The sequence below is a fragment of the Bifidobacterium tibiigranuli genome, from assembly GCF_022655035.1.
In the GTDB taxonomy this organism is placed as follows: Bacteria; Actinomycetota; Actinomycetes; order Actinomycetales; family Bifidobacteriaceae; genus Bifidobacterium; species Bifidobacterium tibiigranuli_A.
Genome location: NZ_JALCUA010000001.1, coordinates 313,110 through 327,327, shown reverse-complemented (window position 1 = coordinate 327,327; position 14,218 = coordinate 313,110). Strand labels below are relative to the sequence as shown.

The following is a 14,218-nucleotide window of genomic DNA, read 5'->3' as shown; positions in this document are numbered from 1 at the left end:
ACCTTGATGCAGTCCGTCGTCCGCCAGGAAGAAAGGAATGACTGTGTACCCGATTCGTCCTGTCGTCAAGCAGTATGCCTGGGGATCGTATGACCGGCTGCAAGCCATGTTCTCCTCGCAGTTCGAGCAGCCGTTCGAGGGGCCTGTGGCCGAGATGTGGTTCAGCGGGCATCCCCAGTGGCCGTCGACGCTGAGCATTCCCGCGCGCGGCGAAATCAGCGTCACCGATGCGATTCACGAGGATCCCAAGGGCATGGTGGGGCAGCGCAACTCCGATCGTTTCGGCCCGGTGCTGCCGTATCTGCTGAAGGTGATCTCCGCCAGGATTCCGCTGTCGCTGCAGGTGCATCCGGTCGGCTTTGAAGCCCGTGCGGGGTACAACGCGCAGAATGCGGCCGGCGTGCCCTTCGATTCGCCGGTGCGCTCCTTCAAGGACCCGGTGGCGAAAAGCGAGATGGTCGTCGCCATGGAGCCGTTCAGCGCCTCGGTCGGCTTCGCATCGATACCCTTCATGCTGCGCAACCTCAGGCTGGTCGACCACCCGCTTGCCGCGCGCATGGCCCAGGCGCTCGCGCCGCGCTTCGCGATGCGGGCGCGCAGCACGGAGGGCTTCGAGGAGGCGGACGCGATGATGCCGGTTGCCGCCTCGGTCTGGCCTGAATCGAGAAGGCAGGTGTTCCGGGCCTTCCATGCGGCGATAACCGCCGACGAGAGTGCCGACCTGCTGCCGGCGTTGGAAACCGCAGCGAGCCAGGCCACCCACCCGCGCGCGCACCTCGCCTTCGAGCACGCACTCATCGCCGCACGGGCGTTCGAGAACGACGCCAGCGTGCTGAGCCTGCTGATGCTGAATCCGGTCACGCTTGACGAAGGGGAGTCGGTGTTCATCCCCGCAGGCACCCCGCACGTCTATCTGCATGGCACGGGCGCGGAGATCATGACCAATTCCGATAATGTGCTGCGCGCCGGCATGACCGTCAAGCACAAGGACATCCCCAGCCTGCTGCGCACGCTTGACTGCAGATCGGGCGCGCCCATCGACCCGGCAGCCACCAATCTGGTTGCGCTTATGATGCGCGATGTGGTGGTGTACAAGCCCAAGCTCGAGGAATTCATGCTTTCCTATGGGCATGTGGACGCGCAGCACCAGCAGTGGCCTATGGTGGAGCGGCTGATTCGCCGTTATGGCAAGCTCGTTCGCCAGATCGGCAACGGGCGTCCGCTGGTTCCCAGAGAGCAGGGCCCGCGCGTGCTGCTGTGCACGCAAGGTGCGGTGCATTGCGTCAGCGCGAGTGACGAGCGGGTGCTGGTGCGCGGGCAGTCCGTGTTCATTCCCGCCCAGGAGGGCTGGCTGAGCGTTGATGCCGTCGACTGCGACCCCGACTCGCCCCATGCCCCGTTCGCGGCCAATGGCTCGTTCATCATGGCCTCGACGCAGCGGTAAGGGAGTGTAACAGGTCCCTCTTAACGGGTAACGGGTCTGCCTAACCGGTCTTAACGAGTAACAAACGGGTCTCTGAGCAGGCCTAGAGACCTGTCTAGAGACGCGCCTAGAGGCGTTCAACCACGTAATCGATGCAGCGGATCAGCGCCTCGACGTCGTCGGGCTCGACGGAGGGGAACACGCCGATGCGTAGCTGGTTGCGCCCTAGTTTGCGGTACCCGGCCGTGTCGAGAATGCCGTTGTCGCGCAGCACGGCGATCACCTGCTTGGCGTCGATGGCACCATCCAGATCAATCGTGACGACCGCATGCGAACGGGCCTGAGGGTCGCTTACGAACGGCGATGCGTACTCGCTGGCCTGAGCCCACTGGTACAGGAGGTTCGCGGAACGCGCGCAGCGCGCCGTGGACCATGCCAGGCCGCCGTTGGCGTTGAGCCAGCGGACCTGCTCGGCAAGCATGATGAGCGTCGCGATGGCCGGCGTGTTGAGCGTCTGGTCCTTGCGCGAGTTCTCGATGGCCGAACGCAGGGAAAGGAAGGGCGGCACCCAACGTGTCGAGCCGTCGCGCTCGGCTTCGCCGGCCAGGCTGTAGGCGCGGTCGAGCGCGGCAGGGGAAAGCGCTGCAACCCACAGCCCGCCATCCGAGCCGAAGGCCTTCTGCGGGGAGAAGTAGTAGGCGTCGCATTGGGAGACATCCACGGGCAGCGCGCCAGCGCCGCTGGTCGCATCGACGAGGACCAGGGCCTTCTGCTCGCGGCTGCCCTCAACGCGGCGCACCGGTGCCGCCACGCCTGTCGAAGTCTCGTTCTGCGCCCAGCAGTAGGCATCCACATGCTCGGTGCGTTCGGGGATGCGGTAGGAGCCGGGTTCGGCCTCGAAGATCACCGGGTCGTCCAGGAACGGCGCGGAGGAGGCCGACTGGGCGAATTTGGCGCTGAAGGATCCATAGCTGCCGAATGCGGCCCTGCGCGCAATCAAAGAGGCGCAGGCGAGATCCCAGAAGGCGCTCGCACCGCCGTTGCCAAGCACGATTTCATATCCGGACGGCAGCGAGAAGAAGTCGGACAGCCCCTCGCGAATCGAGGCGACCAGATGCTTCACTGGATCCTGACGATGCGAGGTGCCCAGTAGCGTGGCGCCCCCCTCTGCAAGCGCGCGTATCTGCTCGGGACGTATTTTGCTGGGACCGGAGCCGAACCGTGCGTCGTGGGGTCGTAGGGATTCGGGTATCGTCACTGTTTTGGCCATACTTGCCAAGAGTAGCAAGGTGGGCGCACCGACAGTGGCGCTTGTTCACGCTTCGGCCATGCCCGGCTGCAGCTCAAGACACGCCGAGGACGGTTTGTGACGCAGTAGACATTTGAAGAGGCGCAAGGGCGCGGTTTCGGCCCCTTTGCGCTACGCGGCGTCGGCTGACATGCCCGTGGGGGAGCAGACCGAATGCCCAAGCGTTGGACCAGCCCACCATGTAAGGTGCTTCTTGAGCTTGTACCGGGTCGCCGCATGCCGCGTGACCCTGAACCCGATAAGGAGCTGGGCACGTATGAAGCATGCTGCGCATAAGGCGGCCAAGGTTTCCCAAGGAAAAGAACAACGAGAAGGCGCATCGCGTCGGCTGTTCGCCTTGGAGCATGGCACGCACACCGCAAAGGCTGCCCTTGTTCAGACGCCTTCGGGCACGATGGCCGTGGAAATCGATCAGGCGCTCGCCGCCAGGATCAACGAAGTGGCTCCGCTTACGCGCCGCGCAATGCGCGAGTCGGCCCGTGCTGCGGAACGACGCTCGCATATCATCGCCTCGACCTCGCTGGCTGCCCTCGTAGGCACGGCGGCGACGGCCATGGCCTTCGCCAAACCCGCCGACAGCGCGCTGGCCGCCACTGATGCGCCAACGACGACCACGCAGCTCAAACGTGTGTCCACCAACGAGGCCGCATCCCGTTCCCAGGATCGCGAGCCGCTGAGCGGCGCGGATGCGCAGACGTCTTCCGCCACGCAGACCAGCAGCAATGAGGGCAATTGGCAGCTGGGCGATTCGAGCGGCAGCCTGGATGTGAACAGCATGTCCCGCTCCACTGCCAACAATCCGGCCGTCGCTGCGCTGATGGACGGCGATCATGACGCTTTGCCAGCAGGGTTCGATCCCAATCACGCCACAGGAGACTCCGGCAACGCCTACGAGTTCAGCCAGTGCACCTGGTGGGTCTACGTGCGCCGTCATCAGCTGGGGCTGCCAGCCGGCTCGCATATGGGCAATGGCAACATGTGGGGTAATTCGGCGCGCGCTTTGGGCTATTGGGTCGATCATCAGGCCCGCCACACCGGCGATATCATGGTGTTCGCAGCAGGACAGGATGGTGCCGATGCCGCATACGGCCATGTCGCGATCATCGAGAAGATCAATCCCGATGGCTCGGTTGAGACTTCGGAATGCGGTTCGGTGATGGACGGCAAGACCTATTCCAAGACGTACAGCGCGCAGCAGGTCGCGCAGCACGACATCATTCACTACTGATTACTGATTCACTACTGATCGGCGCGCGGCTGTCGCGCTGACCCAGCCCCATTTCCTACCTTGTCTGGACTGCTCTGAGCCAATGACGGCTCCGTCTACTGCATGGGGTTACCGCATGAAGCGATGGCGAATCAGAGCGGGCCGACTGTAGCATCCTGCCGCGTGTCCCCGTCAATGGCAACGAAAAGGACACGATGCCCCGTTGATGTGTAGGGAAGGTATGCTATTTTCAGAAATTAATGATGAAAAAAAGCAAGTCCCTATCCGCAGCTGTAGCCATCGTGTCGATGAGCACGATGCTCACCGCGTTTGCCCCTTCCGCCATCGCAGCGAGCGGTGACTCCGCGTCGTCAGATTCGTCGACGAGCGTCGGGTCCTCCGCCATTGTGGCGTCTTCGCGCTCTTTCACGGCCGTGCACCCGAAGAGCGACCTGCTTAAGGAATCCACCTCGACCACCAATGACGGAGACTGGGCCACACAGGGCCTCAACGTGCCGCAGACCAAGTCGCAAGCCGAAAAGGACGCCGAGGCGGCGCGCAAAGCTGCTGAGGCGGCTGCAGCGCAGGCGGCGCAAGATGCTGCTGCGAGCCGCTCCACGGAGCGCGAGCCGCTGTCGACATCTTCGACGAGCAGCCAGAGCTTTGCTATTGCACCGCCGAACGGCGCCTCTGCAGCCTCGGTAGTGTCTTTCGCCGGCCAGTTCGTGCATAAGGCCCCCTATGCTTGGGGAGGCGCGACGCCTTCGGGTTGGGACTGCTCTGGATTCGTGCAGTATGTGTTTGCCAGCATCGGAATCTCACTGCCCCATTCATCCGGCGCGCAGGCCACTGCGGGCACTGCGGTTCCTAGTCTGGCCCAAGCCATGCCCGGTGATATCATCGCCAATGGCATGCATGCGGGTATCTACGTAGGCAATGGCATGGTCGTCAATGCGCTGAATCCGTCGGCGGGCACAGACTATACCAGCGTCGCAATTGCCTTCGTCGGCAGCTATTCGATTCGTCGCGTGCTGTAGACGTAACGGAGCTGAGATTCTAGCGGCATGTCCTCGCGGGGACATGCCGTTTCGCTATCCGGATGCAATTGGACACAATCATTTGGCATAATCACATGCCGTAATCGTTTGAACACTGCACGTGGGGCCTGCCGGCTTGTATTCGCCGGCGACAGGCAGCGCATGCGAACAGCAGAAAGGCATATGCGACTATGGATGACAAGCAGCGCATCATGGACATCGTCGACGACAAGCAAGACGAATTCATTGCGGCGTCGGACCGGATCTGGGGCACCCCGGAGACCCGGTTCGCGGTGAAAGAGTCGGTGCAGCCCTATTACGAGGTGCTGGAACGGGAAGGATTCTCGATCCGCAAAGGCGTGGCGGGCATGGAATACGCCTTCATCGCCACCTATGGCAGCGGCAGCCCGGTGATCGGCATCACGGCCGAATACGACGCCTTGGGCAATTTGAGCCAGGAGGCGGGCAACAGCGAGCGCAAGCCGCTGGTTCTGGGCGGCGCCGGGCAGGGCTGCGGGCACAATGTGCTGGGCACCACGGCGCTGGGCGCTGCGGTCGCGTTGAAAACCCTCATGGAGGAGAAACAGCTCACGGGCACGCTGCGGCTGTACGGCTGCCCCGCCGAGGAAAGCGGCTACGGCAAGGCCTTCATGGCGCGTGACGGCGTGTTCAACGATCTGGACGCCGCGTTCACCTGCCACCCCGGCGACATCACCGCAGTGGCGGGTTCCGCCAGTCTGGCCGTGATGCAGGCCAACTTCGAGTTCACCGGCGTCGCCGCTCACGCCGCAGGTGCCCCCGAAATGGGCCGCGACGCGCTGGACGCCGCCGAGCTGATGAACGTCGGCGTGCAGTTCCTGCGTGAGCATATCATCGACCAGGCGCGCATCCACTACGCCTTCCTCGACGCTGGCGGCGAATCGGCCAACGTCGTGCATCCCTCCTCCAAGGTCTACTACTTCGTGCGCGCGCCCCGGCTCGAGCAGGTCAAGGAGATCTACGATCGCGTGGTCAACATCGCGAAAGGCGCGGCGCTCATGACCGATACCACGCTCAATATCGACTTCGATTCGGCCTGCGCGAACTACATTCCCAACCACCCGCTCAGCGAGGCGATGGACGCGAATCTCGACTTGATCGGCCCGCTGCAATTGACGGCGGAGGAGCTCGCCTTCGAAAAAGACATCCAGCTCCACAGCGCCCAGCCGGGCCTTATCGGCAAGCTGACCGCGCGTGCCAAGGAAGCGTTCCCGGACAAAAGCCCCGAGGAGATCGACGACATGGCGAACAGCGGCATCGCCGTGCCGAAATTCCCGCTGGTCTATACATCCGACACCAAGGGGGGAGGCTCGACCGATGTGGGCGACGTGAGCTGGTGCACGCCGACCACATACGTGGCAGTCGGCTTCGAGCCGCAGGGCATGTCGCCGCATTCCTGGCAATGGGTCGCGAATGGCAAGTCTTCGGTCGCGCACAAGGGCTTGGTGCTGGGCGCGAAGACCATTGCGCTCACGGCGTATGACGCGCTGACGAATCCCGATCTGCTCAAGGCCGCGCGAGAGGCTTTCGAGCGCGACCTCGATGGCTCGACCTACACCTCGGTGATCCCGCCCGAAGTGGTGCCCCACTGAGGTAGCCGCTGACAATAGCCGAGGTATATGGCGATATCTTGATTGAGATGACACAGTGGGCCGCTGAGCTTCGCGCAGGATGATCGTGCGTGAAGCCCAGCGGCTTTGTGCATGATCGATTTCGACACGATGTTTACGCCAGCTTCTGCACTTCGCACGCGTCGCGCGGTATTCTAGTGGGAGAAGGCCGGTTGCGCAGCAGCTTCGGCCGCTACTCCAAGGAGGTTCGCCATGATCAACGAAAAAGCCATTCTCGTAGGCGTCGATGGATCGCATGCCAGCTACAAGGCCACATGGTGGGCGGCGAACTACGCCAAACATGCGGGGCTGACCCTGCAGATCGTATGCGCGTACTCGCTGCCGAGCTATGCGGCGGTATCGTTCGACGCGACCTATACGGCGATGGGCGATGACAACGCCGCCCACAGTGACGCGCAGGAGATTCTTTCCAAGGCCAAGGCCATCGCGGATGAGCAGGGTGTCGAGGCTGCGACGCTGATCGTGACAGGCGACCCGTCTTCAGTATTCGTCGAGCTCTCGCGCAACTACAATCTCATCGTCATCGGCAACCGGGGCAAGGGCGGCCTGGCCGAGCGTCTGCTGGGCACCACCAGCTCCTCGCTGCCGGCATATGCCTACTGCCCGATTGTCGTTGTGCCCTACACCGACGACGACGGCAAGGTGATGCACCTCAACAACACGATCGTCAAGGTGGCCGTCGGCATCGATGAAAGCAAGTGGGGCCTCAAGGCCTTGGAGATTGCCGCCGATTTCGCCAGCGCCTGGGATGCTTCGCTTGACGTGATTCAGGCCGTGCCCAATATCAAGGGCCTTGAAGGCGAGCAGGGCGTCACGGATTCGTATATGGAGGATTTGGGCGAAAACATCAAGCCCTTGCAGGCGGCCCATCCTGATCTGCACATCGACAAGACCATCGTGCCGGACACTGCCGTCAACGCGCTGACCAAGGCCAGCTATGACCATGACGTCGTCGTGGTGGGTTCGCGCGGCCGCGGCGGCTTCACGGGGCTTATCATGGGCTCGACAAGCCAGGGGCTGATTCAGCATTCCGTGGGCCCGGTCTATGTCGTGCCGCGCAAGTATGTGGAGGCGCAGGAGGCTCGCGCCAAGAAGATCTCCGAAATCAGCGGCGTCGAGGAAATCTCGGTGCAGGCCGCAGGCGATGCGACGGCCGAAACCATCGAGTCCGCCATCGACCCGATGCACGAGACGCTGAACGGTAATTCGTCAGCGCAGTAAGCAGTAATTCCTGCGGATAGCGCTTACCCGTTGTGGCCCGTACCTGTTGACTTTGCGTGAACAGGTACGGGCCACTGTTTTTGTTGCAGCAGCCCATGCAACTGGCAGGAATGTGCCACTGACCGCAGCTCAGCGGTCGTTTTGTTCCAGTAGTCCCTGCCCGCTCTGCACAGAGGCGCTGGCGGAGGCATGGCCTAAAACACCGCGAAAGTCCCTTTAACCCGCTCCTTTCGCGGGCGTTGTCCTCTTGAACGAATAGGTTTGAGCCATGAATTCCACAGCACTTCGTATGTCAACTCTGTTCCTGCGCACCTTGCGCGAGGATCCCGCCGACGCTGACGTTGATTCCGCGCGTCTGCTGCAGCGGGCCGGCTATATCCGCAAGGCCGCCCCCGGCATCTGGACCTGGCTGCCGCTCGGCCTGCAAGTCCTGAACAAGATCGAGGCCGTGGTACGCGAGGAGATCAACGGCATCGGGGCGCAGGAGGTGCACTTCCCGGCGCTGTTGCCGCGCGAGCCCTACGAGGCGACGCATCGCTGGGAGGAATACGGCGACAACATCTTCCGGCTCAAGGATCGCCACGAGGCGGACTACTTGCTGGCTCCCACCCACGAGGAGATGTTCACCTTGCTCGTCAAGGACATGTACTCCTCGTACAAGGATCTGCCGGTCACCTTGTACCAGATCCAGACCAAGTACCGCGACGAGTTCCGCCCCCGCGCAGGACTGGTACGCGGCCGCGAGTTCATCATGAAGGACGCATACTCCTTCACCATCGACGAGGAGGGGCTGCGCAAGGCGTACAACGACGAACGCGGCGCCTACGAGCGCATCTTCCAGCGGCTGGGCGTCAACTACGTGATCGTGAGCGCGATGTCCGGGCCTATGGGCGGCTCGCAGTCCGAGGAGTTCTTGGCCCCGCTAGCCATCGGCGAGGACACCTTCGCGCTTGCCCCTTCGGGCAAGGCATGGAATGTCGAGGCGCTTACCACCCCGAAGTTGGACGATATCGACTACGCGCAGATTCCGGCCGCCGAGAAGCGCGCCACGCCCGATGCCAAAACCATCGACGGCATGATCGCGCTTGCCGATGCGCGCTATCAACGTGCTGACGGCCGCGCTTGGGCCGCTACGGACATTCTCAAGAACGTCGTCATCGCGGTCAAGCACCCCGATGGCGGCGAGGACGACAAGCCGTGGCGCGAGGTGGTGGCTATCGGCGTCCCCGGCGACCGCCAGGTTGATATGAAGCGGCTTGAGGCCCAGTTCGCGCCCGCCGAAATCGAGGAGGCCAACGAAGTCGACCTCAAGGCGCATCCTGAACTCGTTCCGGGCTATATCGGGCCGATGGCGCTGGGGCCGCAGGCCAAGGCCGCCGGCATCGAGCATCCGGTGCGGTATCTGATAGATGCGCATGTGGCCAAGGGGTCCGCATGGTTCACCGGTGCCGACGAGAATGAGGTCGACTATTACGATCTGGTCTACGGGCGCGATTTCGAGGCGGATGGCGTTGTCGAGGCCGTCGAGGTACGCCCCGGCGATCTGAGCCCGGACGGCTCGGGTCCGCTGAGCCTGGAACGCGGCGTGGAGATCGGGCAGGTCTTCCAGCTCGGACTTAAGTATTCCAACGCGCTTGGTCTTAAAGTGCTTGACCAGAACGGTAAGGCCGTGCCGGTGTGGATGGGCTGCTACGGCGTCGGCGTCTCGCGCGTGCTCGCCTGCATCGCCGAGGCGCATCATGACGACAAGGGCCTGGCCTGGCCCGTTAACATTGCACCTGCGCAGGTGCATATCATGGCCACCGGCAAGAACCAAGAGGCATTCGAGGCCGCTGAGCAGCTGGTCGCCGAGCTGGAATCACGTGGCATCGAAGTGCTCTATGACGACCGCCTCAAAGTCTCGCCTGGCGTCAAGTTCAAGGATGCCGAGCTGATTGGCGTGCCGCTGGTGGCAGTCGCAGGCCGTGACACTGTGAACAACGGGACCATTGAAATCCGCAACCGCGACGGCTCCGATTCGGTGGCCGTGCCGGTAGCGCAGGCTGCCGACGTGCTGGCACAGCGGGTTGCCGCGCTGCAGTGACGCTGGTGCAGCTGGTCTGCGACAACTGCTGATGGAATAATGCTGCAAGGATTGCAGCGCTAGAGATACGGGCGACGTCATGCATTGGCGTCGCCCGTTGCGCGTTATCGTGCATACGATGCTGCCAAGAGCATTCCTGGGCGCAGAGCGTGGCAGGACGTGGCGCAGGATGTGGCGCAGCGCGTGAGGTTTGTCACAAAGCATAAAGTCGTGTCTGCATCCCAAGGAGGCGATGCCAGCATACAATAAATATGGCCCCTTAAGCAGGGCCTGAAAGAAGGCAAAGATGCAACAAGTTACTGTACTGGGCACGGGCGTGCTCGGCTCCCAGATTATTTTCCAAGCGGCGTACAAGGGCAAGGACGTCGTGGCATACGATATCAGCGACGATATCCTCGCCAAGCTTCCGGAGCGCTGGGAATACCTCAAAAAGGCGTACCGTCAGGATATCCCCGATGCCACCGACGCGGCGCTTGATGCCGCCGTTTCCCGCATTCGCGCGACCTCCGATCTCAAGGATGCGCTCAAGGACACCGATATCGTCATCGAGGCGGTCCCCGAGCGACTTGACATCAAGCAGAGTACCTGGCGCAAGGTGAGCGAAGCCGCCCCGGCCAAGACGGTGTTCTGCACGAACTCCTCGACCTTGCTGCCCAGCAAGATCGCGCCGTTCACCGACCGCCCCGACCGCTTCCTCTCCCTGCATTTCGCCAACGAGATATGGAAGAACAACACCGGCGAGGTGATGGCGCAGCCGCAGACCGATCCGGAGGTCTTCGAAAGCGTCGCCAAATTCGCCGAGGAGATCGGCATGGTGCCGATTCGCGTGCGCAAGGAGCAGCCTGGCTATGTGCTCAACTCGCTGCTGGTGCCATTGCTCGGCGCTGCGGCCGACTTGTGGGTGCGCGGCGTCGCCTCGACCGAGGATATCGACAAGACCTGGCGCATCGCGACCGGGGCCCCGCTCGGTCCCTTCCAGATCTACGATGTCGTCGGCATGATGACCCCGTACATGCTCAACAAGGACAGCAGCGACCCGGTCAGCCGCGAGTTCGCTGAGAAGATCAAGACCGAATACATCGACAAGGGTCGGCTTGGCAAAGGCGCAGGGCACGGCTTCTATGACTATGAGTGAGATATAGCGGGCTGTAGGTTGTGGATGGGCGTCGGCTGCAGTGCAATTCAGTTTAGTAATTGCGCTGTGGTCGACGCCCATGCAGTGTGGATAACTCGATATTGTCCACATCGTATCCACAACACGCCGGATTCGTAGCCTTCGACCACATGATCCGTTTTCGTTTGCGGTGGTTCGCCTCCAGGCTGCATAGTGGAGTCACCGCGGGAAGCACGGCTCAGGCCGATGCCGGCTGGCGTCGCAGCCAGCTTGATATATTTCCTGTACGACGGCATCCCTCGCCGTGTCTCCTGCGGTCCAACGACTGCAGCGCAAAAGCTGCAGTCCGGGCGATTGTATTCAACGACGAATGGAGGAGTCATGGCACAGCAGGGAATAATCACGATAACCGGCTTCGTAGGCGCAAACCCAATCGGCTTCGGCCGAGAAGGGAAGACTGGCGGCTGCTCGTTCCGCGTTGGCTCGACGCGCAGCTATTTCCACGCCGCGAGCGGGGAGTGGAAAGACCAACCCACGACCTGGCTGACGGTAAAAGCGTTCCGCACGCTCGCAGTGAACGTTCTTGCCTCGGTGCGCAAAGGGGATCCGGTTATCGTCTCCGGACTGCTGAACACTGAGGAATGGCAGCAGGATGGCGGCAATCGCAGCCGCATCGTCATCGAAGCCAGCGCTATAGGGCACGATCTGAGCCGTGGCGTCGGCTCGTTCCAACGGCAGAACGCACAACGCGGACAGACGCCTGGACAGTTATCCGGACAGTCAGCGGAGTCGGCTGGGTCGACTGGACAGTCGGCGGAGCCATCAGCGTTGTCGGCGGGGCCTCCTGCGAATCAGCAGGGCGACGGGCAAGACAGCGGGCAGGAATATGACGGCGAAAACGCCGAGGCCGGCGAACCCCGCAATGCCGAGGAGTTCGCCGGCCCCGAATTCTGAGGCGAGTCAGTCACCAGATGTGTACGCGCTGCTCCGGGTCGAGCCACATGCGGTTTTCGGGGCCCACGCCGAAGGCCGTGTAGAACAGGTCGACGTTGCGCGTGATGCCGTTCGTGCGGCACTCGGCAGGGGAGTGCGGGTCGATCTGCAGGTACTGCTCGGCGAGCTCGTCGCGCTGCGTCGAGCGCCAGACGGACGCATAGCCGAGGAAGAAGCGCTGCAAGCCGGTGAACCCGTCGATGCTCGGAGCCTGTCCGAGCGTGCGCTCGATGGCGGCCTGCGAGCCGTCGTTGTCCCGTCCGGCAGCTTCATCGAGTGCGAAGGCGTAGGCTTTGAGCGCGATGTTCACGCCGCTCAGGTCGCCGATGTTCTCGCCGATGGTCAGCGCGCCATTGACATGCGGCGCCTTGCCGGGCTCGTCCGCATATTTGGCGGCCAGCTGGCTGGGCACAAAGGCGTTGTACTGCTCGATCAGCTTGGAGGTCAAGACCTCGAAGTTCTTGCGGTCCTCCGCGGTCCACCAGTCGTTGAGTTTGCCGTCGCCGTCGTACTTGCTGCCCTGATCGTCGAAGCCGTGGCCGATCTCGTGGCCGATGACGGTGCCGATGCCACCGTAGTTCACGGCGTCCTCGGCCTGCGGATCGAAGAACGGAGGCTGCAGAATGGCGGCGGGGAAGACGATGACGTTAAGCGAAGGCTCATAGTAGGCATTCACCGTCTGCGGGTTCATCAGCCATTCGTCCTTGTCGACAGGCTTGCCGGCCTTGGACAGCTGGAAGCCGGATTCGTAGAGCGAAGCGGCGCGTATATTGCCGATAAGCCCCGCGTCGTCGCGCACGTCCAAGGCGCTGTAGTCGCGCCAGTGCTGCGTGTAGCCGATTTTCGGCGTGAACTTCGCGAGCTTCTCAAGCGCCTTGCCTTTGGTGGCTTCGCCTAGCCATGCGCTGTTCGAGATCGAGACGCGGTAGGCCTCGATGAGGTTGCCGACGAGCTGCTCCATACGTTCCTTGGAGCTCTCCGGGAAGTGGCGTTTGACGTATTCGCGGCCGACATCCTCGCCGCAGATGCCATTGACGAGGGAGACGCCGCGCTTCCAGCGGTCGCGCTGCTGTGTGGTGCCCGAGAGCACTTTGCCGTAGAAGTCGAAGTTGGTCTGGTCGAAGTCGTGGCTAAGCATGCCGGCCCAACCGGTCAGCGTATGCACGCGCGTCCAGAGCTTCAAATCCTCAAGATCGGCGGAATTCCAGAATTCATCGAGTCCCGTCAGGAAGCTGGGCTCATGCACGATCGTGTGCTGCAAAGCGGCGATCATATCCACATGCAGGCTGCGAGCGGCGGCTGTCGCAGCGTAGGTCTCCTGCCACGCTTGTGCCCATGCGTCAATGTCGAAATGCTGCAAGGCGGCGGACAACGCGGCGTAATCGGTGGGGTTATAGGTCTTCTCGGAATCGCGCGTGGCCACGTTGTCCCAGTGCTGCGCCGCGATGCGGGTCTCGGCACTCAGGAATCGCGCGGCCTGCTGCTTGGTTTCCTGCTTGTCGCCGTAGCCTGCCAGCAGCAGCTGCTTGGCCACCATCTCGGTGTACTGCTCGCGGATGGGAACGTAGCGATCCTCGCGGTAGTAGGCTTCGTCGGGCAGACCGAGACCCGACTGCTCGATATGCACGATATTCGTATCCGGGTCGCCTGGGTCCCCATAGATGCCGATGCCGAACAGGTCAGGGCCTCCGGCGGGGTTGAGCGAACCGAGCAGATGAGTCAGCTCGGCCTTGCTCCCAACGGCGTCGATGGCCTGCAGGTCCGCCCTGATTGGCTCGATGCCATTGCGCTCGATGGTCTGCGTATCGCAGAAGGAGCGGTACAGCGCCTGCGATTTCGCGGCTGGGCAGTCGTCGTCTTCCAGAATGTCGCGAATCTGCTCTTCGGCGTCCTGTGCGAGCTTGTCGAAGGAGCCGAAGCGCGAACGGTCGTCGGGCAGACGATAGGTGTCGATCCACGGGCCGTTGACGTAGCGGAACAGGTCGTCGCCGGGTTTGATGACTGAAGAGAAAGAGGCCGGGTCGAGGCCTGAGATCATAGCTGTTTCCATGACCTCACCCTATCGGCGTTCGGTGACAATCCTGCGTCAGCGAACGCCGATTTGAAACTGCTTGAGGATTGGCACCAAAGCTTATAGTGTGAACGTAGGCAAAGTGCCCGT

General features: G+C 62.5%; 10 protein-coding genes. 8 read left to right on the top strand and 2 right to left on the bottom strand.

Features of this window, described 5'->3' with window-relative positions; all coding sequences use genetic code 11:
• The first annotated feature begins 37 nt into the window (after positions 1-37).
• Entirely contained in the window at positions 38-1,444 is a 1,407-nt protein-coding gene (gene manA / locus LKK40_RS01360) for a mannose-6-phosphate isomerase, class I (protein WP_304308559.1), read from the top strand.
• Positions 1,445-1,550: 106 nt separating this feature from the next.
• On the opposite strand, the gene serC is transcribed toward manA, so the two are convergent.
• Positions 1,551-2,693 (bottom strand): phosphoserine transaminase, encoded by a 1,143-nt coding sequence (serC, locus tag LKK40_RS01355; RefSeq protein ID WP_304308557.1) that lies wholly within the window; start codon positions 2,691-2,693, stop codon positions 1,551-1,553.
• Positions 2,694-2,988: 295 nt separating this feature from the next.
• Between serC and LKK40_RS01350 the strand changes: the two genes are divergently transcribed.
• From LKK40_RS01350 to LKK40_RS01320, 7 genes are all read left to right on the top strand, one after another.
• Positions 2,989-3,960: a CHAP domain-containing protein gene (locus LKK40_RS01350; protein WP_304308556.1), complete on the top strand. Its 972-nt coding sequence runs from the start codon at positions 2,989-2,991 to the stop codon at positions 3,958-3,960.
• 239 nt (positions 3,961-4,199) lie between these two features.
• The gene (locus LKK40_RS01345; RefSeq protein ID WP_304308554.1) at positions 4,200-4,976 is read left to right on the top strand and encodes a C40 family peptidase; all 777 of its coding nucleotides are present in this window, start codon (positions 4,200-4,202) and stop codon (positions 4,974-4,976) included.
• A 191-nt stretch (positions 4,977-5,167) separates the two neighbouring features.
• A complete protein-coding gene (locus tag LKK40_RS01340) occupies positions 5,168-6,607 on the top strand; it encodes an amidohydrolase (protein ID WP_304308552.1) in 1,440 nt (479 codons plus the stop codon).
• A 231-nt stretch (positions 6,608-6,838) separates the two neighbouring features.
• Positions 6,839-7,867 (top strand): universal stress protein, encoded by a 1,029-nt coding sequence (locus LKK40_RS01335; protein ID WP_304308550.1) that lies wholly within the window; start codon positions 6,839-6,841, stop codon positions 7,865-7,867.
• 268 nt (positions 7,868-8,135) lie between these two features.
• Positions 8,136-9,950, top strand: coding sequence for a proline--tRNA ligase (locus LKK40_RS01330; RefSeq protein WP_304308548.1), 1,815 nt, complete (start codon positions 8,136-8,138; stop codon positions 9,948-9,950).
• Positions 9,951-10,236: 286 nt separating this feature from the next.
• Positions 10,237-11,085, top strand: coding sequence for a 3-hydroxyacyl-CoA dehydrogenase (locus tag LKK40_RS01325; RefSeq protein WP_304308546.1), 849 nt, complete (start codon positions 10,237-10,239; stop codon positions 11,083-11,085).
• A gap of 360 nt (positions 11,086-11,445) precedes the next feature.
• Positions 11,446-12,018, top strand: a complete 573-nt coding sequence (locus LKK40_RS01320) for a single-stranded DNA-binding protein (RefSeq protein WP_304308543.1) — start codon at positions 11,446-11,448, stop codon at positions 12,016-12,018.
• A gap of 10 nt (positions 12,019-12,028) precedes the next feature.
• On the opposite strand, the gene LKK40_RS01315 is transcribed toward LKK40_RS01320, so the two are convergent.
• Complete coding sequence (locus LKK40_RS01315) at positions 12,029-14,107, bottom strand: M13 family metallopeptidase (RefSeq protein ID WP_304308540.1); 2,079 nt, start codon at positions 14,105-14,107, stop codon at positions 12,029-12,031.
• Positions 14,108-14,218 lie beyond the last annotated feature (111 nt).

Excerpts from the sequence above, each read along its gene's own strand:
- LKK40_RS01330 (WP_304308548.1), top strand. The coding sequence starts at position 8,136 with ATGAATTCCACAGCACTTCGTATGTCAACTCTGTTCCTGCGCACCTTG.
- LKK40_RS01335 (WP_304308550.1), top strand. The coding sequence starts at position 6,839 with ATGATCAACGAAAAAGCCATTCTCGTAGGCGTCGATGGATCGCATGCC.
- LKK40_RS01350 (WP_304308556.1), top strand. The coding sequence starts at position 2,989 with ATGAAGCATGCTGCGCATAAGGCGGCCAAGGTTTCCCAAGGAAAAGAA.
- LKK40_RS01320 (WP_304308543.1), top strand. The coding sequence starts at position 11,446 with ATGGCACAGCAGGGAATAATCACGATAACCGGCTTCGTAGGCGCAAAC.
- LKK40_RS01315 (WP_304308540.1), bottom strand. The coding sequence starts at position 14,107 with ATGGAAACAGCTATGATCTCAGGCCTCGACCCGGCCTCTTTCTCTTCA.
- LKK40_RS01340 (WP_304308552.1), top strand. The coding sequence starts at position 5,168 with ATGGATGACAAGCAGCGCATCATGGACATCGTCGACGACAAGCAAGAC.
- manA (WP_304308559.1), top strand. The coding sequence starts at position 38 with ATGACTGTGTACCCGATTCGTCCTGTCGTCAAGCAGTATGCCTGGGGA.
- serC (WP_304308557.1), bottom strand. The coding sequence starts at position 2,693 with ATGGCCAAAACAGTGACGATACCCGAATCCCTACGACCCCACGACGCA.
- LKK40_RS01345 (WP_304308554.1), top strand. The coding sequence starts at position 4,200 with ATGATGAAAAAAAGCAAGTCCCTATCCGCAGCTGTAGCCATCGTGTCG.
- LKK40_RS01325 (WP_304308546.1), top strand. The coding sequence starts at position 10,237 with ATGCAACAAGTTACTGTACTGGGCACGGGCGTGCTCGGCTCCCAGATT.